Origin of the sequence: Mycobacterium sp., assembly GCF_004298145.1 — a bacterium.
Classification (GTDB): Bacteria; Actinomycetota; Actinomycetes; order Mycobacteriales; family Mycobacteriaceae; genus Mycobacterium.
In genome coordinates this window covers 90,602-114,169 of sequence record NZ_SCRH01000025.1, presented here as the reverse complement: position 1 = coordinate 114,169, position 23,568 = coordinate 90,602, and the positions used below count along the sequence as shown (strand labels likewise).

19 protein-coding genes, 1 tRNA gene and 1 pseudogene are annotated in these 23,568 nt (G+C 68.5%); 11 read left to right on the top strand and 10 right to left on the bottom strand.

Annotation, left to right across the window (positions count from 1 at the left end):
• Positions 1-168: 168 nt before the first annotated feature.
• Positions 169-582: a VOC family protein gene (locus tag EPN51_RS09550; RefSeq protein WP_293041061.1), complete on the bottom strand. Its 414-nt coding sequence runs from the start codon at positions 580-582 to the stop codon at positions 169-171.
• A gap of 112 nt (positions 583-694) precedes the next feature.
• Here EPN51_RS09550 and EPN51_RS09545 point away from each other — a divergent pair, with 112 nt between their 5' ends.
• The 5 genes and pseudogenes from EPN51_RS09545 to EPN51_RS09525 all read left to right on the top strand — a co-directional run bounded on the left by EPN51_RS09545 (position 695) and on the right by EPN51_RS09525 (position 6,445).
• A complete protein-coding gene (locus tag EPN51_RS09545; RefSeq protein WP_293041058.1) occupies positions 695-1,660 on the top strand; it encodes an alpha/beta hydrolase in 966 nt (321 codons plus the stop codon).
• The gene (locus EPN51_RS09540; protein WP_293041055.1) at positions 1,657-2,844 is read left to right on the top strand and encodes an LLM class flavin-dependent oxidoreductase; all 1,188 of its coding nucleotides are present in this window, start codon (positions 1,657-1,659) and stop codon (positions 2,842-2,844) included. Before EPN51_RS09545 ends, EPN51_RS09540 begins: the two co-directional genes overlap by 4 nt.
• On the top strand, positions 2,844-3,857 hold the full coding sequence (locus tag EPN51_RS09535; protein WP_293041052.1) for a zinc-binding dehydrogenase: 1,014 nt from the start codon (positions 2,844-2,846) through the stop codon (positions 3,855-3,857). The genes EPN51_RS09540 and EPN51_RS09535 overlap by 1 nt, the downstream gene beginning before the upstream one ends.
• 40 nt (positions 3,858-3,897) lie before the next feature.
• Positions 3,898-5,480 (top strand): annotated as a pseudogene (locus tag EPN51_RS09530) (DUF222 domain-containing protein).
• A 227-nt stretch (positions 5,481-5,707) separates the two neighbouring features.
• The gene (locus EPN51_RS09525; RefSeq protein WP_293041049.1) at positions 5,708-6,445 is read left to right on the top strand and encodes an SIMPL domain-containing protein; all 738 of its coding nucleotides are present in this window, start codon (positions 5,708-5,710) and stop codon (positions 6,443-6,445) included.
• 22 nt (positions 6,446-6,467) lie between these two features.
• On the opposite strand, the gene hpt is transcribed toward EPN51_RS09525, so the two are convergent.
• From hpt to dacB, 4 genes are read right to left on the bottom strand one after another with little or no spacing between them, the layout of a single operon-like run.
• Positions 6,468-7,079 (bottom strand): hypoxanthine phosphoribosyltransferase, encoded by a 612-nt coding sequence (gene hpt, locus EPN51_RS09520; protein WP_293041046.1) that lies wholly within the window; start codon positions 7,077-7,079, stop codon positions 6,468-6,470.
• Between the two features lie 50 nt (positions 7,080-7,129).
• Positions 7,130-8,104 carry a tRNA lysidine(34) synthetase TilS gene (gene tilS / locus EPN51_RS09515; protein WP_293041043.1) on the bottom strand — a complete coding sequence of 325 codons (975 nt, stop codon included), beginning with the start codon at positions 8,102-8,104 and terminating at the stop codon, positions 7,130-7,132.
• Entirely contained in the window at positions 8,083-9,144 is a 1,062-nt protein-coding gene (locus EPN51_RS09510; RefSeq protein WP_293041040.1) for a zinc-dependent metalloprotease, read from the bottom strand. Before EPN51_RS09510 ends, tilS begins: the two co-directional genes overlap by 22 nt.
• Positions 9,141-10,526 (bottom strand): D-alanyl-D-alanine carboxypeptidase/D-alanyl-D-alanine-endopeptidase, encoded by a 1,386-nt coding sequence (gene dacB / locus EPN51_RS09505; RefSeq protein ID WP_293041037.1) that lies wholly within the window; start codon positions 10,524-10,526, stop codon positions 9,141-9,143. Before dacB ends, EPN51_RS09510 begins: the two co-directional genes overlap by 4 nt.
• Positions 10,527-10,699: 173 nt before the next feature.
• Between dacB and EPN51_RS09500 the strand changes: the two genes are divergently transcribed.
• The gene (locus EPN51_RS09500) at positions 10,700-11,188 is read left to right on the top strand and encodes an inorganic diphosphatase (protein WP_293041034.1); all 489 of its coding nucleotides are present in this window, start codon (positions 10,700-10,702) and stop codon (positions 11,186-11,188) included.
• A gap of 51 nt (positions 11,189-11,239) precedes the next feature.
• Here EPN51_RS09500 and EPN51_RS09495 read toward each other — a convergent pair whose 3' ends face one another.
• The gene (locus tag EPN51_RS09495) at positions 11,240-12,310 is read right to left on the bottom strand and encodes a DUF475 domain-containing protein (RefSeq protein ID WP_293041031.1); all 1,071 of its coding nucleotides are present in this window, start codon (positions 12,308-12,310) and stop codon (positions 11,240-11,242) included.
• 124 nt (positions 12,311-12,434) lie between these two features.
• Here EPN51_RS09495 and EPN51_RS09490 point away from each other — a divergent pair, with 124 nt between their 5' ends.
• The 3 genes from EPN51_RS09490 to EPN51_RS09480 are packed head-to-tail and all read left to right on the top strand — an operon-like array spanning position 12,435 to position 14,792.
• A complete protein-coding gene (locus EPN51_RS09490) occupies positions 12,435-13,697 on the top strand; it encodes a hypothetical protein (protein WP_293041028.1) in 1,263 nt (420 codons plus the stop codon).
• Positions 13,698-13,732: 35 nt separating this feature from the next.
• Positions 13,733-14,434 (top strand): glycosyltransferase family 2 protein, encoded by a 702-nt coding sequence (locus EPN51_RS09485; RefSeq protein ID WP_293041025.1) that lies wholly within the window; start codon positions 13,733-13,735, stop codon positions 14,432-14,434.
• 22 nt (positions 14,435-14,456) lie between these two features.
• Positions 14,457-14,792 (top strand): DUF2304 domain-containing protein, encoded by a 336-nt coding sequence (locus tag EPN51_RS09480; RefSeq protein WP_293041022.1) that lies wholly within the window; start codon positions 14,457-14,459, stop codon positions 14,790-14,792.
• 24 nt (positions 14,793-14,816) lie between these two features.
• Here the strand turns inward: EPN51_RS09480 and EPN51_RS09475 are convergent, their stop codons facing one another.
• Positions 14,817-15,755 (bottom strand): NAD-dependent epimerase/dehydratase family protein, encoded by a 939-nt coding sequence (locus EPN51_RS09475; RefSeq protein WP_293041019.1) that lies wholly within the window; start codon positions 15,753-15,755, stop codon positions 14,817-14,819.
• On the opposite strand from EPN51_RS09475, the gene EPN51_RS09470 reads away from it, so the two are divergent.
• Complete coding sequence (locus EPN51_RS09470; RefSeq protein ID WP_293041016.1) at positions 15,721-17,538, top strand: hypothetical protein; 1,818 nt, start codon at positions 15,721-15,723, stop codon at positions 17,536-17,538. The two genes, EPN51_RS09475 and EPN51_RS09470, sit on opposite strands and share 35 nt — an antisense overlap.
• Positions 17,539-17,564: 26 nt before the next feature.
• Here the strand turns inward: EPN51_RS09470 and EPN51_RS09465 are convergent.
• Together EPN51_RS09465 and EPN51_RS09460 are read right to left on the bottom strand one after the other, a co-directional pair.
• Positions 17,565-17,640: transfer RNA gene (locus EPN51_RS09465), tRNA-Thr, on the bottom strand.
• A 54-nt stretch (positions 17,641-17,694) separates the two neighbouring features.
• Complete coding sequence (locus EPN51_RS09460) at positions 17,695-18,936, bottom strand: DNA polymerase III subunit delta' (RefSeq protein WP_293041014.1); 1,242 nt, start codon at positions 18,934-18,936, stop codon at positions 17,695-17,697.
• Between the two features lie 143 nt (positions 18,937-19,079).
• On the opposite strand from EPN51_RS09460, the gene EPN51_RS09455 reads away from it, so the two are divergent.
• Positions 19,080-20,684: an adenylate/guanylate cyclase domain-containing protein gene (locus EPN51_RS09455; protein ID WP_293041011.1), complete on the top strand. Its 1,605-nt coding sequence runs from the start codon at positions 19,080-19,082 to the stop codon at positions 20,682-20,684.
• Here EPN51_RS09455 and topA read toward each other — a convergent pair.
• On the bottom strand, positions 20,681-23,506 hold the full coding sequence (gene topA, locus EPN51_RS09450; protein ID WP_293041008.1) for a type I DNA topoisomerase: 2,826 nt from the start codon (positions 23,504-23,506) through the stop codon (positions 20,681-20,683). The two genes, EPN51_RS09455 and topA, sit on opposite strands and share 4 nt — an antisense overlap.
• Between the last annotated feature and the right edge of the window lie 62 nt (positions 23,507-23,568).

The window sequence follows — 23,568 nt, the reverse complement described above, 5'->3', positions numbered from 1 at the left end:
CCACCATCGAGCCCTGTGGTGATCGCCAGCTCCGGCAGAGCCGGGGCGCAGCGGGTCACCACCATCGAGCCCTGTGGTGATCGCCAGCTCCGGCAGAGCCGGGGCGCAGCGGGTCACCACGTCCTGCCCAGTTAACGACCGGCGGTTCCCGACTCGGCACCCTGCGGCCTAGTCGTAGTAGCGCGCCTCGACCACGTTGCCGTCGGGATCGGCGAAATAGAATCCCTGCGGCGCCCAACCCCGCGCGCCGAAGCTCCGGTTCAATCGCGCGCTGGTATCCACGCCTTCGGCTTGCAGGCGCCGGTCCAGCGCGTCGTACTCGGCCTTGGACAGTGCGAGGCAGACATGGTTGACCCGGTGGCCGGCGCTGCCTTCGACCCGGGTCAAGGTTTCGGTACCCGAAACGTTTTCCGATGGCACCAAATCGATGATCGAGTCCGCACAGATCCGCACGCTCGGGAAAGGCGCGTCGCCGGCCTCGAATTCGGCAAACCGGACCGGCTCCAGCCCGACCACGCGCGTGTAGAAATCCATCGAGAGCCGCGAATTGTTCGTCCAGAGCACGACATGGTCCAACCGCATGAACTCGAGTATTCCGGGGTTCGGGCCTTTTGGTGCCCAAGCGGATGCTATTCGTACAAGCCGTCGGGCCCAGGCCCTTCTCAGTCCGCAACCGTTGTGCTTTGGTGAGACGGTGCCCCCAACCCAACGGTTAGTAGATACCAACGGTGTGCGGCTACGGGTTAGCGAAGCGGGCGATCGCGGCGCACCCGTCGTGATCTTGGCCCACGGCTTTCCCGAACTGGCCTACTCCTGGCGCCACCAGATAGACGTCCTCGCCGAAGCCGGCTATCACGTGCTGGCGCCCGATCAGCGCGGCTACGGCGGTTCGGATCGTCCGGATGCCGTCGAGGCGTACGACATTCACCAGTTGACGGCCGACCTGGTCGGTCTGCTCGACGACGTCGGTGCCGAGCGGGCCGTGTGGATCGGGCACGACTGGGGCGCCGCCGTGGTGTGGAATGCTCCGCTGCTGCACCCGGACCGGGTCGCGGCCGTCGCCGCGCTCAGCGTGCCGGTGACGCCCCGCCCACACCTGGCACCCACCCAGGCGTGGCGCAAGATGTTCGGCGAGAATTTTTTCTACATCCTGTACTTCCAGGAGCCCGGCGTCGCCGACGCCGAATTGAATGCCGATCCCGCACAGGTGATGCGACGCATGATGGGCGGTTTACGGACATCCGGCGACAAGACCGCGGACCTGCGGATGGTGGCCCCGGGACCGGAGGGTTTCCTCGAACGCCTTCCCGAACCCGACGGGCTGCCGGAGTGGATAAGCCAGGACGAGCTCGACCACTACATCGCCGAGTTCTCGCGGACCGGCTTCACCGGCGGCCTGAACTGGTATCGCAACTTCGACCGCAACTGGGAGACCACCCCCGAACTCGACGGCGCCAAGATCCCGGTGCCGTGTCTGTTCATCGGCGGGACGGCCGATCCCGTCCTGTCTTTCACCCGCGCCGACCGCGCTTCAGAGGCGATCTCCGGACCGTACCGGCAGGTGATGATCGACGGCGCCGGGCATTGGCTGCAGCAGGAGCGCCCCGGCGAGGTGAATGCGGCCCTACTGGAATTCGTCAACGGATTGGAGCTTCGATGAGCGTGCCCCTGCGTTTCGGTGTCTTTATCACACCGTTTCACCCTGTCGGTCAATCACCGACGGTGGCACTGGAATACGACATGGAACGCGTCGTGGCACTGGATCGGCTCGGGTTCGACGAAGCGTGGTTCGGCGAGCACCACTCCGGCGGCTACGAGCTGATCGCCTGCCCGGAGGTTTTCATCGCCGCGGCGGCCGAGCGGACCAAACACATCCGGCTGGGCACGGGAGTGGTGTCACTGCCCTATCACCATCCGCTGATGGTGGCCGATCGATGGGTACTGCTGGATCACCTGACCCGCGGCCGGGTCATGTTCGGCGCCGGGCCCGGCGCACTGCCCTCTGATGCCTACATGATGGGCATCGACCCCGTCGAGCAGCGACGGATGATGCAGGAATCCCTCGATGCCATCCTGGCGCTGTTCCGCGCCGCACCCACCGAACGAATCGACCGTCACTCCGATTGGTTCACGCTGCGCGACGCGCAATTGCATATCCGGCCCTACACTTGGCCTTACCCCGAAATCTCCACCGCGGCAATGATTTCACCGTCGGGTCCGCGGTTGGCCGGTGCGCTTGGCACCTCACTGCTATCGCTGTCGATGTCGGTGCCCGGCGGCTACGCGGCGCTGGAGACCACCTGGGACGTGGTCCGCGAACAGGCCGCCAAAGCCGGCCGCGACGAGCCGGACCGCGGCGACTGGCGCGTCCTGAGCATCATGCACATCGCCGACAGCCGTGAGCAGGCCATCGACGATTGCACCTACGGGCTACAGGATTTCGCGAATTACTTCGGCGCCGCCGGGTTCGTCCCGCTGGCCAACACCGTTGAAGGCACCCAGACGCCGCACGAGTTCGTCGCGGACTATGCGGCCAAGGGGAATTGCTGCATCGGCACGCCCGAGGACGCCATCGCCCATATCGAAGACTTGCTCGACCGCTCCGGTGGCTTCGGAACCCTGCTGATGCTCGGCCATGACTGGGCCTCCCCGGAGGCGACGTATCACTGCTATGACCTGATGGCGCGCAAGGTGATTCCGCACTTCAAGCGGCAACTCGAAGCGTCTCGCGCATCCCACGACTGGGCCAGAGGCAAGCGTGACCAATTGATCGGCCGGGCGGGCGAGGCCGTGGTCAAAGCCATCACCGAGCACGTGGATGAACAGAAAGATGCGGTGCACTGATGCGCGCCTCGGTGTTGCGAGACGGTCGCATGGTCTACCGAGACGACGTGCCCGACCCGATACCCGAAGCCGGCCAGGTGCTTGTCGGCGTGCGGGCGTGCGGGATTTGCGGCTCCGATTTGCATTTCGCCGCCCACGGCGCCCAGGTGCTCGAGATGAGCGATCGGGCGGCGGGTGGCACGGGGGGCATGCACATCGACCTGAACCACGACGTCTTCATGGGTCACGAATTCAGCGCCGAGGTACTCGAAGCCGGTCCCGACACCGAGACCCATCCACCGGGCACCCTGGTCACCTCGCTGCCGGTGCTGCTGTCCACCAAGGGCGTCGAGCCGATCGTATACAGCAACAGCACAATTGGCGGCTACTCCGAACGGATGCTGCTGTCGGCGGCGCTGTTGCTGCCCATCCCCAACGGCCTGGACTTCAAACACGCCGCCCTGACCGAACCCATGGCGGTGGGATTGCACGCCGTCAACAAGTCCAACATCTTCCCCGGCGAGACGGCCCTGGTGCTGGGCTGTGGCCCGATCGGGATCGCCATCATCGCCGCCCTTCGGTCGAAGGGGGTCGAAACCATTGTGGCATCGGACTTTTCACCCAAGCGGCGCGAGCTGGCCACCGCGATGGGAGCCCACCAGACGTTGGATCCGGCGCAAGGGTCGCCCTTCGACAGCGTCAAGCCCGCCGTGGTGTTCGAGGCCGTCGGCGTGCCCGGCATCATCGACGACGTGCTGCTTCGGGCGCGCCCCGGCACCCGCCTGGTGGTCGCGGGGGTGTGCATGCAACCCGACACCGTGCACCCCTTTTTCGCGATCGCCAAAGAGATCAACGTGCAATTCGTGCTCGCCTACACCCCCGAGGAGTTCGGCGACTCGTTGCGCGCGCTGGCGGAGGGCGACATCGGCGTCAGCCCGCTGATCACCGGCGAGGTGGGCCTGGATGCCGTCGGCGCGGCGTTCGACGACCTCGCCGACCCGGAGCGGCACTGCAAGGTTCTCGTCACGCCCTGAAAAAGTTGTCGTGTCGTAGGGCTCAGCTATGATCGAACATATGTTCGAGACGCTGTCGGATCCCACCGCCCTGGTGGGGGTGATCGAGTCCACGCATCGGGAGGAATCGGTGCTGGTGGCTCGCCGCCTGGCGGCGGTAGCGGCCTTGCTCCGGCATCGTGTGGCCACCGCGCAGCGGCGCGACCAGGAGTACGCGGCGATCGACGGCTTCGAGCAGACCGCCGCCGAGGTCGCCGCCGCGATGAATCTGTCCCCGATGGGCGCGAGCTTTTGGTGTCGCATGCGGAAGCGCTCGATACCCGGCTGCCCAGGATTGCGGCCCTGCTGGCCGAGGGGAGAACGGACTGGCGCACCGTGCGCCTGATCATCACCCGCACCGACCCGGTCACCAATGCGGAGCTGATCGCCAAGATCGACCAGTCGCTCGCCGCGCGCATCGGTAACTGGCACGGCTGGTCGAGGCAGCGGATCGTCAATGCGGTCGATGCCTCCGTACGGGCCAGCGACCCCGACGCCGCCCGCGAACGCCGGCTTGAGGCCGAAAACGAACGCCACATCGCGATCACCGCCTCAGACAACGGGATGGCCGAGATCAATGGCTCGGTCGCCGCGACGGCCGCGACCGCCTTCGACCGCCGACTCTCCCAGCTCGCCAAGCAGGTGTGCCCCGCCGACCCGCGGACGATGGACCAGCGCCGCGCCGACGCGTTGGCCGCGCTGGCGGAGAACCGCGGTTTGGCGTGCGCCTGTGGGCAACCCGAATGCCCCGCCCGAACGGGCGACCACAACCCCGATCGTGATCGAGCCGGGGCGCAGGTGATCATCAACGTGGTGGCCGGCGAGCAAAGCGTCTATGCCGATGGCGCTGGACCGGGCTATCTGGAGGGCTACGGCGTCATCGACGCCGAACAGGTGCGCCAATTGGCCGCCGCCGCATCGTTACTCGTCGCCAATCCGGTGACGAGTCCGGTCGAGGCGCTGCGCTACCAACCGTCGGCGGCGCTGGAGCGGGCCGTCCGGTGCCGCGATCTCACCTGCCGCTTCCCCGGGTGCAGCCGGCCGGCGGTGGTCTGCGATCTCGACCACACCGTTCCGTTCAACCACCAGGATCCGGCGGCCGGTGGACGGACCATAGCGGAGAATCTCAAATACCTGTGCCGCCAACATCATCGGCTGAAGACATTCGGCGGATGGCACGATGAACAATTGGCTGACGGCACCGTGATCTGGACTTCGCCGACCGGCAGGACGTATCGAACCTCCCCCGCGGGCGCCGATCTGTTTCCCCAGCCGTGCGGTCCGGCGTGCGAGGCGCCGGTGCCCAAACGACGAAGCCGATCGCAACAACGTAGCGCACGAATCACACAGGCGCGCAAACACAATCGCGAGCTACGGCCGATCAACGAAGCCCGGCGCCAGCTGGAACAGGACCGCAAAGACGAGATTGCGGCACGCAAATTCCGAAACCACACGCGCGACATGCTTTTCCTGTTCAAGGGAACACCGAGCACCAGCCCGTACTGCACCTGGGTGAACGATCCCCGGGAACCGGAGGAATTGCCGCCGGATTGGGTGCCCGACGTACCGGCCCTGCAGCCCTTGCCCGACGATCCACCCTTTTGACGCGCCCCCGAGCCGGCTCGATCTTCGCATCACCCTCCCGCCGGGGGTTGATGACCACCGTGCTCGTCATCATGGTGCCTGGTGTCAAACAGTCTGTTACACAGCAGCATTCGCATTGCCAACAGGGCCAACGCCGGCGTCACCGCCCCACAGCGTCGATCCCGCCGCGGCGCACCGGCACAGAAATCCACAACACAGACGGTGTCTCAGCGGTTAGGGTGCCACCCATGCCGGTCGCAACGAACGCCTCAAGCTTTGTCCGCCGATCTACTGCGGTGGCCGCGGCGGGCCTCACCATCGCCACGGCGTCGGCGTGCGACGAGCACAGTCCGTCGCAGCCCGGGGCAAACCCCCGGCAGGTAACGGTTTTGGGTACCGGTCAGGTTCAGGGCGTCCCGGACACCCTGACCGCCGACGTCGGTATCGAATTCACGGCACCCGACGTCACCGCCGCGATGAACCAGACCAACGACCGTCAACAGGCGGTCATCAATGCGCTGGTGGGCGCCGGCATCGACCACAAGGACATCAGCACCACCGAGGTCACCGTGGCGCCGCAATACAACAACCCCGAGCCCAACGGCACGGCCGCCATCACCGGGTACCGCGCCACCAACGCCGTCGCCGTCAAGATCCACCCGCCCGATGCCGCGTCGCGGCTGCTGGCCCTCATCGTCGGCACGGGCGGAGACGCCACCCGGATCAAGTCGGTCCGCTATTCCATCGCCGACGATTCGCAGCTGGTCAAGGATGCCCGGTCGCGGGCGTTCAACGACGCCAAGAGCCGCGCCGAGCAGTACGCCCAGTTGTCCGGGCTCCGGCTGGGCAGGGTGTTGTCCATCTCGGAGGCCACCGGCAACGCGCCACCGGTCGGGGCGCCGCGGGCCATGCCTTCCATGGTCCCGCTGGAACCCGGCCAGCAGACCGTGAACTTCTCGGTCACCGCGGTGTGGGAGCTGGACTGAGCCCGACGAATCGGGGCCCGAACTATTGCTGGTAGACCCGGGGGTCCAGGGTGCCGATGTAGGACAGGTCGCGGTAGCGCTCGTCGTAATCGAGGCCGTAACCCACGACGAAGTCATTGGGAATGTCGAAGCCCACGTAGGCGATGTCGACGTGGGCACCCTTCGCGTCGGGCTTGCGCAACAGCGTGCACACCCGCAGCGACCGCGGATGCCGCGTGGTGAGGTTGCGCAGCAGCCAGGACAGCGTCAGACCCGAGTCGACGACGTCCTCGACGATCAGCACATCGCGGCCCTGGATATCGCGGTCCAGGTCCTTGAGGATCCGCACCACACCTGACGAGGACGTCGACGACCCGTACGAGCTGACGGCCATGAATTCGAATTGGGTTGGCACCGGGATCGCACGGGCCAGGTCGGTGACAAAGATCACAGCGCCCTTCAGCACGGTGATCAGCAGCAGGTCCTGGCCGGTCTCGGCGGCGGCGGCGCGGTAGCTCTCCCCGACTTCCCGGCCGAGTTCGGCGATTCGCGCCTGAATTTGCTCCGCCGTCAGCAGGACAGACTTGATATCCCCGGGGTAGAGCTCCGCGGGCTGAGCGGGGGTGATCGCCGAGGAGATCTGGGCCACGACCACAGAGTGCCACGCCGGCGGGCGAATAACCAACGGCGGCCCGGGTATTGCGTCTAAAGGACCGGCTTTCCGACCGGTTCGCGCCACAGCGTCAAAACGCCGTCGCGACGACCCGCGAATAACCGCTCATCAGGCTGGGCCGAGCCCACCGCCACCCCGCCCTGGCCACGCCAGGCGGTGACAAGGGTGTCCACGCCCCGAATCTGCTTGTCGGTCAGCCCCGTTGCGCCGCCCGCCAGCAGCCAGGCCCGGATCACGCGGCGCCGAACGGGGGCGTCCAGCGTCGCCAGCGCCGGGGCCCGCAGCCCCGACCCCGCCTTGGCCTCGGGCAACGCCCGTGCGGCCAGCGTGTCGATCAACTCGGAGTCCTCCCGTAACGCGGTCGCGGTGCGGGCCAGCGCCTCGGCGACGCCCCCGCCGAGCACGTCCTCCAGCAACGGCAACACCTCGGTACGCAGCCGGGTCCGGGTGAAGCGGCGGTCGCTGTTGTGCGGATCCTGCCACGCCGTCAGTCCCAGCTCCCGGCATGCGTCGTGCGTCACGGCGCGCCTCACCTGCAACAACGGCCGGCACCAGGGCGGATCGTAGGGCCGCATCCCGGCAATCGAGCGCACGCCGGAACCCCGGCCCAGCCCCAACAGCACCGTCTCTGCCTGGTCGTCGAGCGTGTGGCCCAACAGCACCGGGCCGTCGTGGTAGGCGGCCAGCGCGGCGTAGCGGGCAGTGCGCGCCGCCGCTTCGGGACCGCCTTCCGTGCCCACCTGCACCCGAACCACTTGCGCCCCTACACATCCCAGCGCGACGGCGCGCGCCCGGGCGGTTTCGGCGACGTCGGCCGAGTCGGGTTGCAGGCCGTGGTCCACCACCACCGCCGTCGTCGGCCGCAGCTGGGCCGCCACCGCCGTGAGCGCCAACGAATCCGGGCCACCGGAGAGCGCCACGCACCATTGGTCGACGGCGGTCAGATGCGCCTTGATGAACGCCTCGACCGCCGCGCGCAGCCGGCCTACAGCACCCTGTCGATCCATCGCTGGGGTTCTTCGATTTCGATGGGTAGCGGAAGGGTTTCGGGGCCCGCCCAGATGGTGTTGAATCGCGCCATTCCCACCTGGCCCACCACGTGGTCGACGAACGCCTTGCCGCGGGTGTACTGGCTGAGCTTGGCGTCGAGTCCCAGCAGTGCGCGCAGCAAGCGCTGCAGGGGCGGTTGCTTGCGGTGGCGGCGCTCGTCGAAGCGGCGGCGGATGGTGGCCACCGACGGCACCACCATCGGGCCGACGGCATCCATGACGTGGTCGGCGTGGCCCTCCAGCAGCGTGCCCAGCACGAGCAACTGATCCAGGGCCCGCCGCTGGGGCTCGGACTGCACCGCACGCACCAGACCGAGAATCCCCGCCGAGTTGGCGTCGGCTTCCGACGCCGGATTGCCGCGATTGCGCGCGTAGTCGGCGAGCCGGCCCACCATCTCCCCCAGGTCGTCGCCGGTATCGCGGGTGAGCAGGCCCAGCGCCTGCGACATGTAATCGGGCAGCCACGGGTTGGCGGTGAACTGAACCCGGTGGGTGACCTCGTGCACGCAGACCCACAGCCGGAAATCGGACGGCTCGATCCGAAGCTGCCGCTCGACGGCGATGACGTTCGGATACACCAGCAGCAGGCAGCCGGTCCGGGCCCCCTGGTCGGTGGCGAACGGGTCGTATTGGCCGAGAATCCCCGAGGAGACATACGCCAGCACGGCGCCGGTCTGCGCGCCGGTGACCCGGCCCGTGACAAATCCGCGCGGCTTCTCGGCGCCGTTCATCATCACCCGCATCGACTCGGTCGCGGCGGCGATCCACTCCGGGCGGTCGACGATGCGGGCGGCGGGCACGGCGCCATTGGTGACCAGGCCGGTGACGTCACGGACCAGGGGTTCGGCCTTGGCTGCCGCGCCCACGAGTTCGTCGATCACCTGGCGCCGGGTGTAGTCGCTGGACGGCGGGCCCGGCCGGGCAAGCCGCCGGCCGACCGTGGCCGCGAATTGCCAGTCGACCGCGGTGCCCAGAGTCAGCTCCGGCGCCGGCGTCATGAGCACCCGCAGAACCAGAGCCGGGTCGCCAGCGCGTCCATCGCGTTGCGGCCGTTCGGGCCCGCGTCGTTGGAGACGAACGCGAAGGTGAGCACCCGGCCGCTGCGGTCGGTGAGCACCCCGGCCAGTGCGTTGATGTTGGTCAGTGAGCCGGTCTTGGCCCGCAACCAGCCGGCGGGGCCCTGGCTGGTCGAGGCGTCGATGAACCGGTCGCCCAGCGTCCCGCTACCGGCGGCGATCGGAAGCAGATCCAGCAGCGCCCGCAGCGAGGGCTGGTCCGGCCCGGCGGCGGCCTGCAGCACCCCGTCGAGCGTCTTGGCCGTCAGCCGGTCGTCGATCGAAAGCCCACTGGAATCCAGCAGCGCTGCGCCCGCGGTGTCGACGTGTGCGGTGCTCAACCGGTTGGTCACCGCGTCGGCCGCGCCGGCGAAGCTGCGCGGCCGGTTGATCGCGGCCGCCACCTCGCGGGCGATGCATTCGGCCAGCACGTTGTCGGAGTGGTCCATCATCTCGGACAGGCGCTGGACCAACGGCGCTGACTGCACGACGGCCAGCTGGCGCGCTCCGGACGGCGCCGCCGTGATCGTCACGGCGGCGGGATCCAGGCCCAGCGCCTTGGCCAGTTCGCGGCCGGCATCCAGCGCCGGCGTCCGGGACCGTCTGGAGTTGACCGTGGTGGGCTGGATGCGTCCGGCGTCGATCATCACCGACTCGATCGGCGCGATGTCGCCATTGTCGACGTCGGCGGGATCCCAGCCCTGCGCCATCGTCGGCCCGCTGAACGCCGAGGTGTCCACCTGCACCGCGGTCGGGGTCACCCCGCTGCGCCGGATCTGTTCGACGAGGTCGCTGATGCGGGCCGCGCCCCGGTACCAGGTGTCCTGCCCGGGCGGCACCGCGGACAGCACCGGATCGCCGGCGCCCACCAGCACGACGGGACCCTGGGCGTTCTGGCTGCCGGCCACCACCCGTGTGCTGATCCGGGCCTGCCGGTCCAACGTCAGCAGGGCGGCGGCCGCGGTCAACACCTTGTTGGTCGACGCCGGCACCAACGGCATGGCGTCCGCCACCTGCCACAGCTCTTTTCCGGTGATGGCATCGGTGATCCGGCCACCCAACCGGCCCAGGTTGGGGTCACCTACCACCGGCGCCAGCGCGGCGCTCACGCCGGGTCCGCTGGGTAACTCGGCGGTGTCGCTCACCGGGACCATGCCGGGCTTGACCGTGGGCGCGTGCGGAGGCGGGATCGGGGCGCGCGCACTACCCGCGCCGTGCCCGGTCGTGGTGAAAAACGTTGCCGCCACCACCACGGCAGCGACGAACGCCAGCACGCCCAACCCGATGAACACTGGGATGGATTTTTGCCAGCGAGTACGGGCCATCACTCTCCTGACTGTCTCCAACCATTCTGCCGAATCGGCGGCGACGGACTCGACTAGGGTGTAGCAGAGCAAAATTGGCCTGCCCAAAGCAGACACCTTCCCCAAGCAGACACCGTCCCCAACAGATGCCTTCCTGAACAGACGCCTTCCCAAACAGACAAGGAGCCGACGCGGTGGAATTCGACGTAACCATCGAGATCCTGAAGGGCCAGCGGAACAAATACGAGGTCGATCACGAGACCGGACGCTTACGTCTGGACCGCTACCTGTACACCGCGATGGGCTACCCGACCGACTACGGCTTCATCGAGGACACCCTCGGCGAGGACGGCGACCCGCTGGACGCGATGGTGCTGTTGCCGCAATCGGTGTTTCCCGGGGTGATCGTCGAGGCCCGTCCGGTGGGCATGTTCCGGATGACCGACGAAAAAGGCGGCGACGACAAGGTTTTGTGCGTGCCGGCCGGCGACCACCGCTGGGATCACATCCAGGACATCGGCGACGTGCAGGAATTCGAGCTGGACGTGATCAAGCACTTCTTCGTCCACTACAAGGACCTGGAGCCGGGCAAATTCGTCAAGGCGGCGGACTGGGTGGGCCGCGCGGAAGCCGAGGCCGAGATTCAGCGCTCGGTGGAGCGGTTCAAGGCCGAGGGGCACTAGCCCGATGGTGGCGACCCGCTGCGCCCGGCTACGCCGCCCTTGCGATCACCACTAGCCCGAGCGGGTGTTGCGCCGGTTGCGCAGCAGGCTCCAGCCCAGCGCCGCCCCGATGAAGATCATCCCCACCGAGGCGGTGAGCGCCTCGGGGACCTGCAACCGCGGGTCGATGGATCCCAGCATGATCACGGCCAGCGCACCGATCGCCCAGTGCGCGCCGTGCTCCAGGTACACGTACCGGTCCAGGGTTTCCTGCTCGACCAGATAGATGGTGATCGACCGGACGAACATCGAGCCCACCAGGCCCAGCCCCAGCGCGATGATGATCGGGTCCGACGTGATCGCGAAGGCCCCGGTGACCCCGTCGAACGAGAACGCGGCATCGAGAACCTCGAGATAAAGGAACAGGGTGAAACCGGCCCTGCCGACCGCCTCACCGGCCGTCATGTCCTCGACGCCGGCCGGCCGAAACGCGCGGCTCAAACCGTTGACCACCAGGTACGTCACCATGCCCAGCATTCCGGCGGTCAGCACGGTGGCGCGCTCGTCGACCGAATGCGTCAAGCGCGAGCCGACCAGCACCAGCGCGCCGCCGGCCACCACCACCGGCACCTGACCAAGCCGCCCGATGCGGGCGAAGGGGACCTCAATCCACTCGAGCCACTTGATATCTCGGTCGTGGAAGATGAAATCCAGGAACAGCATCAGCAGAAACATCCCGCCGAACGCCGCAATCTGCGGATGGGCGGAGGCGATCATTTTCTCGTAACTCGGCGAGCCGTCCGGAAACTCCAGCGCGCCGTGCGGCGGCGGATGCAGCGCCAGTTCCATCGCGTGAACGGGCCCTATCCCCGCGGTCACCCACACGATGAGCAACGGGAACAACAGGCGCATCCCGAACACCGCGATGACGATCCCGACGGTCAAAAACATCTGCCGCCAAAAGGGGCTCATCCGCTTCAGGATCGTGGCGTTGATGATGGCGTTGTCGAACGACAGCGACACCTCGAGGACGGCCAACACCAGCAGCAGAAAAAGGCCCTCGAGCCCGCCGTGCGCATACCCCAGCGCAAGGGCCGCCACCGAGAGCAACAGGGAGATGCCGAAGACGCGGTAGGCGGCCATGGGTCCTTTCCGACAGCCGCTCACATTAGCGAACCTGATCGCGACGCCGGGCGAGCGGTACGGACACTTACTATTTTCAAGTTGTGGCGATACATCGGCGCGGTCCGCTGAAAGCGCTGCCCCGATGACCGAAATCAGTGCCTCACAGGGGCCGGTGGCGCGCGGCAGCATGGCCCGGGTCGGCACCGCCACCGCCGTCACCGCAGTGTGTGGCTACGGGGTGATCTATCTGGCGGCCCGCGACCTGGCGCCGAGTGGCTTCTCGGTGTTCGGGGTGTTCTGGGGCGCCTTCGGACTGGTCAGCGGGGCCGCATTCGGCCTGCTCCAAGAAACCACCCGCGAGGTCCGCGCTTGCTCCGTTGGGGGGCCCTACCTCGACGTCGCCCCGGCCAAGCGCACCCACCCGCTGCGGGTCGCCATTCTGATCGGCGTGACCGCGGCCGTCGTGATCGCCGCGACCGCACCGTTGTGGAGCGCACGGGTATTCGTCGAGGCGCGCTGGCTGTCGGTGGCACTGCTCAGCGTGGGGCTGGCCGGCTTCTGTGTGCACACCACCCTGCTGGGCATGCTCGCCGGCATCAACCAGTGGACTCAATACGGGGCGCTGATGGTGACCGACGCGGTCATCCGGGTCACGATCGCCGCGGCCACCGTGGTGCTCGGCTGGCATCTGACCGGCTTCCTATGGGCGACGGTCGGGGGCGCGGTCGCCTGGCTGATCTTGCTGTTCGCCTCGCCCGCCACCCGGGCCGCCGCCCGCCTGCTCACCCCGGGCGGCACCGCGACCTTCCTGCGGGGCGCCGCGCATTCGATCACCGCGGCCGGCGCCAGCGCCATCCTGGTGATGGGTTTTCCGGTGCTGCTGAAGCTGACCAGCGCCGAGCTCGGCGCCGAGGGCGGGGTGATCATCCTGGCCGTCACGTTGACCCGTGCGCCACTGCTGGTGCCGCTGACGGCCATGCAGGGCAACCTGATCGCGCATTTCGTCGACGAACGTAGCGACCGGGTTCGTGCGCTGATCGCCCCGGCCGGGATCGTCGCGGCGATCGGTGCGGTCGGGGTGCTGGCCGCGGGCGCGGTGGGCCCCTGGCTGTTGCGGGTCGCCTTCGGGCCGCAGTACCACGCCAGCAGCGCCCTGCTGGCGTGGCTGACCGGGGCCGCGATCGCGATCGCCATGCTGACGCTGACCGGCGCCGCCACGGTGGCCGCCGCGCTGCACCGTGCCTACTCGCTGGGTTGGGTGGGCGCCACGGTCGCGTCGGGTTTGCTGCTGTTGCTGCCGCTGTCCCTGCAGACCCGAACCGTGGTCGGCTTGTTGTGCGGACCGCTGGTGGGAATCGGTGTCCATCTGGTGGCGCTGTCGCGTGCCGGACGCGCAACGCGCTGATCTGGCCTGCACCAGCGTGTACCTTGTGGGCTTAGATGGGTACGGAAACGCAATATTCGGGCGTCTGGGTCGTCATTCCCGCCTTCAACGAAGCAGCTGTCATCGCCGAGGTGATAGCCGATGTGCGCTCGGTATTCGACCACGTCGTCTGCGTGGACGACGGCAGCGCCGACGGCACCGGTGAGATCGCCCGGCGGGCTGGAGCCCACCTGGTTCGGCATCCCATCAACCTCGGGCAGGGCGCGGCCATCCAGACCGGCGTCGAGTACGCCCGCAAGCAGCCCGGGGCCGAAATCTTCGCCACGTTCGACGCCGACGGCCAGCATCGTGTCAAAGACCTGGCCGCGATGGTCGACAGGCTGCTCGCCGGGGACGTCGACGTGGTCATCGGGACCCGGTTCGGCGCCCAGCGGGTCGCCCGGCCTCCGCTGGTGAAACGGATCGTGCTGCAGACCGCCGCGCGGTTGAGCCGGCGCGGTCGCCGGCTCGGCCTGACCGACACCAACAATGGGCTGCGGGTGTTCAACAAGAAGGTCGCCGACGGGCTGGACATCACGATGAGCGGCATGAGCCACGCCAACGAGTTCGTCATGTTGATCGACGAAAACCATTGGCGCGTCGCCGAGGAACCGGTCGAGGTGCTCTACACCGAATACTCGAGATCGAAGGGGCAGCCCTTGCTCAACGGCGTCAACATCATTTTCGACGGGTTCCTGCGCGGTCGGGTTCCAAAATGAGCCGAGATGAAAGGGCCGGACGATGAACTGGATCCAGGTGCTGCTGATCGGATCGATCATCGCGTTGCTGGTCTATCTGCTGCGGTCGCGCCGCAACGCGCGGTCGCGGGCCTGGGTCAAGGTCGGCTATGTGGTGTTCGTGCTGGCCGGCGTCTACGCCGTACTGCGCCCCGACGACACCACCGTCGTGGCGCAGTGGTTCGGGGTACGCCGCGGCACCGACCTGATGCTCTACGCACTGGTCATGGCGTTCTGTTTCACCACGCTCAGTACGTACATGCGGTTCAAGGACTTAGAGCTGCGCTACGCGCGCCTGGCACGGGCGGTCGCGATGGATTCCGCGCAGGCGCCCGAGTAGCGTCCGCTCACGCGCCGAACGGCATCAGCTCAGATGCCGGAAGTAGTCCACCGTGCGGCGCACACCATCGACCAGCTCGACCTTCGGGCGCCAGCCCAAAACCTTTGCGGCTGAACCGATGTCGAGGCAGGACCGCTTGAGGTCACCGAGACGCGGTGGCGCAAACTCCGGGTCGTCGGGCCCCCCGACGGCGGCCGCCACCGCCGAATGCAGTTGCCGGTCCGAGGTTTCGACCCCGGTGCCGATGTTGAAGCGCTGCCCGCCGCCGGCATCCCCGGACGCCTTGACGAACGCGTCCACCACGTCGTCGACGAAAACGTAGTCGCGGGTGTTGCTGCCGTCGCCGAAAACCTTGGTGGGCTTACCCGATAGCAGCGCCTGGGCGAAGATCGCCACCACACCGGCTTCACCGTGCGGATCCTGACGGGGCCCGTAGACGTTGGCCGGCGCAATGTGCGAGCAGTCCAGGCCGTACAGGTGGCGGAAGGTGTTCAGGTAGATCTCGCCGGCCACCTTCCCGGCGGCATAGGGCGAAGCAGGATCGGTGGGGGCGTCCTCACTGGTCGGGTACCGCGGCGGGATGCCGTAAATGGATCCGCCCGAGGAGGTGTGCACGACCTTGCGCACCCCCGCCCTGCGCGAGGCTTCCGCCAGGCGCACCGTGCCGATGACGTTGACCGAGGCGTCGAACTGCGGGTCGGCCACCGAATGCCGCACGTCGATCTGGGCGGCGAGGTGAAACACCACCTCCGGACGATGCTCGTCGAGGATGGCCTCCAGATCGGCGGTCACGATGTCGGCCTCGACGAAGACATGCGCCGGGTTACCCGCCAGGTGCTCGAGGTTGCTCGCGCGGCCGGACGCGAAGTTGTCCAGCCCCACCACCGCATGGCCGTCGGCCAACAGACGGTCGACTAGCGTCGAGCCGATGAATCCGGCCGCCCCGGTAACCAGTGCACGCACCGGCCCACCATACATAGCGTCCGTGGCCGCCGCGCTCATCGCGGTACAGCTGGCGGTGCGCGCGGCGCTGGCGTTCGGTGGCTACTTCTATTGGGACGACCTGATTCTGATCGGCAAGGCCGGCACGCACAATCTGCTGGCGCCGTCGTATCTGTTCCACGATCACGACGGGCACGTCATGCCGGGGGCATTCCTGCTGGCGGGCACCATCATCCGGCTGGCGCCGCTGGATTGGACCTGGCCGGCGATCAGCCTGGTAGTGCTGCAACTGCTGGCGTCGTTGGCGTTGTTGCGCGCGCTGTACGTCATCCTCGGCTGGCGACCGGTGCTGCTGATCCCGCTCACGTTCGCGTTGTTCACCCCGCTGGCCGTGCCCGGATTCGCCTGGTGGGCGGCGGCGCTCAACTCGCTGCCGATGCTGGCGGCGCTGGCGTGGGTGTGCGCCGACGCCATTCTGCTGGTGCGCACGGGCAATCGGCGCTACGCGGTGACCGGGGTGCTGGTCTACTTCGGTGGGCTGCTGTTCTTCGAGAAGGCCGCGGTGATCCCGTTCGTCGCGTTCGCGGTGGCAGCGCTGCTGTGCCACGCGCGCGGTGACGGGAGCCTGCGGTCGGCGCTGGCGACGGTGTGGCGGGCCGGGGCGCGGTTGTGGATCGCGGCGCTGGCGCTCACCGCCGCCTGGGTGGCGCTCTATCTGGCCGTGGTCAATCAGCAGCGGTGGAGTTCCGACCTGTCGATGACGGGGCGTCTGCTGGTGCGATCGATCACGCACGGCATCGTGCCGGGGCTGGCCGGCGGGCCGTGGCACTGGGACCGCTGGGCGCCGGCCTCACCGTGGGCGATACCCCCGCCGTCGGTGCTGGCGCTGGGCGCTCTGGCGCTGGCCGGCGCGCTGGCGGTGTCGCTGGTTCGCAAGGAACGCATCGGGCCGATCTGGCTGACCGCCGCCGGCTACGCCGTGGCCTGCCAGGTGCCGATCTATCTGATGCGCTCGTCGAAGCAGACCGCGCTGGAACTCGCGCAGACGCTGCGCTATTTCCCGGATCTCGTCGTCGTGCTGACGCTGCTGGCCGCGGTGGCGCTGAGCGCCCCGAACCGGCAAACCGCGCCGCGCTGGCTCGGCCCTTCGCCGAAACGCACCGCGGCGACCGTCGGTTTGGCGGTGTTGTTCGTCGCCAGCAGCCTGTACTCGACGGCGACGTTTTTGACCAGCTGGCGCGACAACCCGGCCCAGCCCTATCTGCGAAACGCCCGGGCCTCTCTGGCCGCGGCCCATGCGGCCTCGGATGCACCGCTGCTGGATCAGGAGGCCGATCCGCTGGTGCTGCAACGGGTGGCCGCGCCGGAGAACCTGGCCAGCCACATGTTCGCACTGCTGCGGGATAGACCCGAATTCGCGCCCGCGACAACGCAATTGCGCATGCTGGACAGCTCCGGCCAGTTAGTCAAGGCGCGGGTGACCTGGGTTCGTACCATCGCGCCGGGACCGACGCCGCGGTGCGGCTATTTCGCGCAACCGGACAAACCGGCGCGCCTGGTCCTCGACGGGCCCCTGCTGCCCGCCGACTGGACCGTCGAACTGAACTACCTGGCCAACAGCGACGGATCGATGACGTTGTCGATGACGCAGGGGCCCGAGGTCAAAGTGCCGGTGCATCCGGGACTCAACCGGGTGTTCGCGCGCCTGCCCGGCGCCGGGGACGCGATCACCGTGCGGGCCAACACCGCCGCGCTGGCGTTGTGCATCGCGTCGGGTCCGGTGGGGTTTCTGGCCCCGGCCTGAGCCGGAAGATGTGCTGACCAAAAATATGGAGCCGCCTGGGGGAATCGAACCCCCGACCTATTCATTACGAGTGAATCGCTCTACCGACTGAGCTAAGGCGGCATACCCTCGCGCCGGGCGGCACGAGTCTACGGCAGGCGGGCGGGCACCACGAAATCAGTCGCGCGGTTCCTGGACGCGCAGTTCCTGACCGATCGTGGCGACCATGGCGTCGACGGCGAACTTGGGCTTGACGTTGATCGCCAGCGCCTCTCGGCACTCGAGGACCGCCTCGATACAGCGCAGCAGCCGATCGGGCGGCGCATGGGCGGCCAGCGCGGCGACCCGGTCGGCCATATCCGGATGGTTGGCCCGCACCGCCCCGGGTGACCCGCCCGAGGCGGAGGCCATGAGCGCATCCCGGAAATAGGTCGCCAAGTCGATCAGCGCCCGGTCCAGCGCATCACGCGAGGCCCGGGTCTGACGCGACTTCTGCCGCCGCTCAAGGTCTTTGATCGCCCCGGCCGCGCCGCGCATCGCTCCCGCGGTGCCCTTGCCGGTGCCGCCGGCGCCGAGGGCCGTGCGCAGCTCCTCGGTCTCGGCCACGGCGCGGTCCGCGGTCAGCACCACGGCCTCGGCTTCGGCGGCGGCCACCAACTCTTCGGCGGCGGCGTAGGCCCGCGCCGGGGTCGCGGCGTCGCGCACCAGCGTGAGCGACCGCTCCCGGCGAGCCCGGGCCTCCGGGTCGGTGGCCAGCCGGCGCGCCCGGCCCACGTGGCCACCGCTGACCGACGCCGCCCAGGCCGCGGTTTCGGGAGTCAAGCCGTCGCTGTCGACCAGAACGCGCGCGATCGCCTCGGTCGGCGGGGTCACCAGCGCGACGTGCCGGCACCGGGACCGCAACGTGATGGCGATGTCCTCGGGGTCCACCGACGGCGCGCACAGCAGGAACACCGTCGACGGCGGCGGTTCCTCGACGACCTTCAGCAGCGCGTTGGCGGCCCCTTCGGTCAGCCGGTCGGCGTCTTCGATCACCACGATCTGCCGGTGGCCGGTGGCCGGGCGCCGCGATGCGATCTGCACGATCGCGCGCATCTCGTCCACGCCGATGGACAGGCCTTCCGGAATCACCCGGCGCACGTCGGCGTGGGTGCCGGCCATGGTCGTCGTGCACGCGTGGCAGCGCCCGCATCCCGGGCCCCCGCCGTCAACGGCAGAGGTGCATTGCAGCGCGGCCGCGAAGCACAGCGCCGCCACCGAACGCCCCGAACCCGGCGGACCGGTGATCAGCCAGGCGTGTGTCATAGTCCCGGCGCCCGCATCGCTGTGGGCTGGGTCACCACGGGAGGCCATCGCGGCGGCAAGCAGCTCCGCCGTCACCGTGTCTTGGCCCACCAGCCGCGCGAACACCCCGGACATCATCGGTAACAGTAGACAGCGGGGCCGACAGATACCGATCGGCTACCGTACCGGGACCATTCCGTGATCTTCGCGGTCGTCAGCGCCGCCCGAGATCGGTATTAAGTTTCCGGGAGGTCACCGCCGCCCGATACGGTGGGTTGGTGACAACGGCGACGGCACTACCGGGGCGGATCAGCGCATTCGTCCGCTGGGTGGTGCGTACGCCGTGGCCGCTGTTCACGCTGAGCATGGTGCAGGCCGACATCATCGGCGCGCTGTTCGTGCTCGGCTTCCTGCGTTACGCCCTGCCGCCCGAGGACCGCATCCAACTACAGGACCTGCCGGTGCTGAACCTGGCGATTTTCGCCAGCGCCCTGGTCGTGCTCTTCCTGGCCGCCTCGGCGGTGAGCCTGAAGCTGCTGGTGCCGGTCTTCCGGTGGCAGCGCCGCGACAATCTGCTGGCCGAGACCGACCCGGCCGCCACCGAACTGGCCCGCAGCCGCGCGCTGCGGATGCCGTTCTACCGCACGCTGATCAGCATGGTGATCTGGTGCATCGGGGGCGTGGTGTTCATCATCGCCAGCTGGTCGGTGGCCCGGTTCGCCGCGCCCGTGGTGGCCGTCGCCACCGGCCTGGGCGCGGCGGCCACCGCGATCATCGGCTACCTGCAGTCCGAGCGGGTGCTGCGGCCGGTGGCCGTCGCCGCCCTGCGCAGCGGGGTACCCGAGAACGTCAAGGCGCCGGGCGTCATCCTGCGGCAGATCCTGACCTGGATGCTGTCCACCGCCGTGCCGGTGCTGGCGATCGTGCTGGCGGTGGTGGCCGACAAAACCTCCCTGCTGCACGCCACGCCGGAGAAGCTGTTCACCCCGATCCTGTTGCTGGCGGTGGCGGCACTGGGCATCGGCCTGGTGAGCACGCTGCTGGTGGCGATGTCGATCGCCGACCCGCTGCGCCAGCTGCGCTGGGCGCTCTCTGAGGTGCAGCGCGGAAACTACAACGCGCACATGCAGATCTACGACGCCAGCGAGCTGGGCCTGCTGCAGGCCGGGTTCAACGACATGGTGCGTGACCTGTCCGAGCGGCAGCGGCTGCGTGACCTGTTCGGTCGCTACGTCGGGGAAGACGTGGCCCGCCGGGCGTTGGAGCGCGGCACCGAGCTGGGCGGCCAGGAGCGCGACGTCGCGGTGCTGTTCGTGGACCTGGTCGGCTCCACCCAGCTGGCCTCGACCCGGCCGCCCGCCGAGGTGGTCCACCTGCTCAACGAGTTCTTCCGGGTGGTGGTGGAAACCGTTGGCCGCCATGGTGGTTTCGTCAACAAATTCCAGGGTGACGCCGCGCTGGCCATCTTCGGCGCGCCGATCGAACACCCCGACTCACCCGGCGGTGCGCTGGCCGCCGCGCGGGAATTGCACGACGAGTTGCTCCCGGTGATCGGTTCGGCGGAGTTCGGCATCGGGGTGTCGTCCGGTCGGGCCATCGCGGGCCACATCGGCGCGCAGGCCCGCTTCGAGTACACGGTGATCGGCGACCCGGTCAACGAGGCCGCCCGGCTGACCGAGCTGGCCAAACTCGAGCCCGGCCACGTGCTCGCGTCGGCGATCGCGGTCAGCGGCGCGCTGGACGCCGAAGCACTGTGCTGGGATGTCGGCGAGGTGGTCGAGCTGCGCGGCCGCAGGGCGCCGACCCAGCTGGCCCGGCCGGTGACGCTGGCCGCCCCGGAAGACGTTGAATCCCAAGAGGTTTCCAGCGAGGTACGCAGCTAGCTGCGTTTGGCGGTCCTTTTTGCCGCCGACTTCTTGGCCGGGGCCTTGCGGGCGGCCTTCTTGGCGGGACGCTTCGCCGGACCGCGAGCCCGGCGGTCGGCCAGCAGTTCGGCGGCACGCTCGTCGGTGATCGATAGCACGTCGTCGCCCTTGCGCAGGCTCGCGTTCGTCTCGCCGTCGGTGACGTACGGACCGAAGCGGCCGTCCTTGATCACCATCGGCTTGCCCGTCGCCGGATCGGCGCCCAGCTCACGCAGCGGCGGCGCGGCAGCGCCTTGACGGCCGCGGCGTTTGGGCTCGGCGTAGACCTTCAACGCCTCCTCGAGGGTGATGTCGAACATCTGCTCCTCGGTCGCCAGCGAGCGAGAATCGGTGCCGCGCTTCAGGTATGGGCCGTAGCGGCCGTTCTGCGCGGTGATCTCCTCGCCGGAGCCGGGGTCGACACCGACCACCCGGGGCAGGGAGAGCAGCCGCAGCGCATCCTCGAGTGTGACTGTCTGCAAGTCCATGGTGCGCAACAGCGAACCGGTGCGGGGCTTGGGACCGGTGGGCTTCTTGCCCTTCTTCGCCGGGGCGGCGCTGCCGCCGTCGTCCCCGGGCGGCGGCTCCGGCAGGACCTCGGAAACGTATGGCCCGTACCGGCCGTCCTTGGCGACGATCTCGTGGCCCGTTGCCGGGTCCACCCCCAGCGTGCGTCCCTCTTGCGGCGTAGCGAACAGCTGCTCGGCCAGCTCCAGGGTCAGCTCGTCGGGGGTCAGCGAGTCGTTGAGGTTGGCCCGTTGCGGCGTGCGCTCGCCGTCGTCGCCGGTCACCATGCGCTCCAGGTACGGCCCGTTCTTGCCCACCCGGACGTAGACGGGACGCCCCTGCTCGTCGTCAAAGAGCCTGATGGAGTTGACTTCTCGAGCGTCAATGCCTTCCAGGTTGACGCCGACGAGCTTCTTCAGGCCACCGGAGCGGGCCACCGAGTCGGCCACCCCGTGCTCGCCGCCGAAGTAGAAGTTGTTGAGCCAGTCGGTGCGCCGCTCCTGACCCGAGGCGATCGCATCGAGCTCGTCTTCCATCGCGGCGGTGAAGTCGTAGTCGACGAGCCGGCCGAAATGCTGTTCCAGCAAACCGGTTACGGCGAACGCGACCCAGGAGGGCACCAGGGCGCTGCCCTTCTTGTGCACGTAGCCACGGTCCTGGATGGTCTTGATGATCGACGAATACGTCGACGGGCGGCCGATGCCCAGCTCCTCGAGCGCCTTGACCAACGACGCCTCGGTGTAGCGCGCCGGCGGGTTGGTGGCGTGGCCGTCGGGCCTGAGTTCGATGGCGTCCAGCCGCTGGCCCTGGGTCAGCTGCGGCAGCCGGCTCTCGGCGTCGTCGGCCTCGCCGCCGGCCAACTCGTCCACCGTCTCCACGTAGGCCTTCAGGAAGCCCGCGAACGTGATGGTGCGGCCGCTGGCCGAGAACAGCACTTGCCGTTCTCCGGCCGGCCCGCCGGCCGTGCCGCCGATCCGCAGGCTCAGCGTGGTGCCGCGCGCGTCGGCCATCTGCGAGGCCACCGTGCGCTGCCAGATCAGCTCATAGAGCCGGAATTCGTCGCCGTCGAGCTCGCGGCGCACCGCGTCCGGCGTGGCGAACGTCTCGCCGGCGGGCCGGATCGCCTCGTGCGCCTCCTGGGCGTTCTTCACCTTGCGGGTGTACTGACGCGGGGACGGCGAGACGTACTCCTCGCCGTAGAGCTGACGCGCCTGGGTGCGCGCGGCGCTGATCGCCGACTGCGACAGCGTGGTCGAGTCGGTGCGCATATAGGTGATGTAGCCGTTTTCGTAGAGCCGCTGGGCGATGCTCATGGTGCGCTCCGACGAGAACCGCAACTTGCGGCCGGCTTCCTGCTGCAGCGTCGACGTCATGAACGGCGCGTACGGCCGCCGCGTGTACGGCTTTTCCTCCACCGACGCGACGGACAGGTGGGCGCCGCGCAGCCCGGCGGCCAACTGCGTCGCGCTTGCTTCGTCGAGGATGGTGACCTCGTCGGCCTTGCGCAGCTGCCCCAGCGAGTCGAAATCGCGGCCCGCGGCCACCCGCAGGCCGTCGACGTTGGTCAAGCGGGCGGTGAAGGTGGGCGGCGACGCCTGCGGGTCCGACACGCTGGCGTCCAGCTGCGCCACGATGTCCCAGTAGGACGCGCTACGGAACGCCATACGGTCGCGTTCGCGCTGCACGATGATCCGGGTGGCCACCGACTGGACCCGGCCCGCCGACAGCTTGGGCGCGACCTTCTTCCACAGCACCGGGCTGACCTCGTACCCGTACAGGCGGTCCAGGATGCGGCGGGTCTCCTGCGCGTCGACCAGATCGATGTCGAGGTCGCGCGGATTTTCGGCCGCCTCCAGGATCGCCGGCTCGGTGATCTCGTGGAACACCATCCGCTTGACCGGAATGTTGGGCTTGAGCGTTTCCAGCAGGTGCCAGGCGATGGCTTCACCCTCGCGGTCACCATCCGTGGCCAGATAGAGCTCGTCGACGTCTTTGAGCAGGCCCTTGAGCTCGCTGACGGTGCTCTTCTTCTCCGGGCTGATGATGTAGAGCGGTTCGAAGTCCGCGTCGACGTTGACACCGAGCCGGGCCCACGGCTCGGACTTGAATTTCGCCGGCACGTCGGCCGCCGCCCGGGGCAGGTCGCGGATATGGCCGCGCGACGACTCGACGATGTAGCTGGAGCCCAGGTAGCCGGCCAGTTTGCGCGCCTTGGTAGGCGACTCGACAATCACGAGTCGCCGGCGGCTACCGTGGCCGCCGCCGGCGCTGTCCTTCAGTTTCGGGTCAGCCAACTGCCCTTACGCTCCATCCCTGATTGGTCCCCCCTGCGAGACCACCTGCAGGAAGAATGACA

Bases quoted from the DNA above. Each gene is read 5' to 3' on its own strand.
- EPN51_RS09550 (WP_293041061.1), bottom strand. From the start codon at position 582: ATGCGGTTGGACCATGTCGTGCTCTGGACGAACAATTCGCGGCTCTCG.
- EPN51_RS09540 (WP_293041055.1), top strand. From the start codon at position 1,657: ATGAGCGTGCCCCTGCGTTTCGGTGTCTTTATCACACCGTTTCACCCT.
- EPN51_RS09535 (WP_293041052.1), top strand. From the start codon at position 2,844: ATGCGCGCCTCGGTGTTGCGAGACGGTCGCATGGTCTACCGAGACGAC.
- EPN51_RS09525 (WP_293041049.1), top strand. From the start codon at position 5,708: ATGCCGGTCGCAACGAACGCCTCAAGCTTTGTCCGCCGATCTACTGCG.
- tilS (WP_293041043.1), bottom strand. From the start codon at position 8,104: ATGGATCGACAGGGTGCTGTAGGCCGGCTGCGCGCGGCGGTCGAGGCG.
- EPN51_RS09510 (WP_293041040.1), bottom strand. From the start codon at position 9,144: ATGACGCCGGCGCCGGAGCTGACTCTGGGCACCGCGGTCGACTGGCAA.
- dacB (WP_293041037.1), bottom strand. From the start codon at position 10,526: ATGGCCCGTACTCGCTGGCAAAAATCCATCCCAGTGTTCATCGGGTTG.
- EPN51_RS09495 (WP_293041031.1), bottom strand. From the start codon at position 12,310: ATGGCCGCCTACCGCGTCTTCGGCATCTCCCTGTTGCTCTCGGTGGCG.
- EPN51_RS09490 (WP_293041028.1), top strand. From the start codon at position 12,435: ATGACCGAAATCAGTGCCTCACAGGGGCCGGTGGCGCGCGGCAGCATG.
- EPN51_RS09485 (WP_293041025.1), top strand. From the start codon at position 13,733: ATGGGTACGGAAACGCAATATTCGGGCGTCTGGGTCGTCATTCCCGCC.
- EPN51_RS09480 (WP_293041022.1), top strand. From the start codon at position 14,457: ATGAACTGGATCCAGGTGCTGCTGATCGGATCGATCATCGCGTTGCTG.
- EPN51_RS09470 (WP_293041016.1), top strand. From the start codon at position 15,721: ATGAATCCGGCCGCCCCGGTAACCAGTGCACGCACCGGCCCACCATAC.
- EPN51_RS09460 (WP_293041014.1), bottom strand. From the start codon at position 18,936: ATGTCCGGGGTGTTCGCGCGGCTGGTGGGCCAAGACACGGTGACGGCG.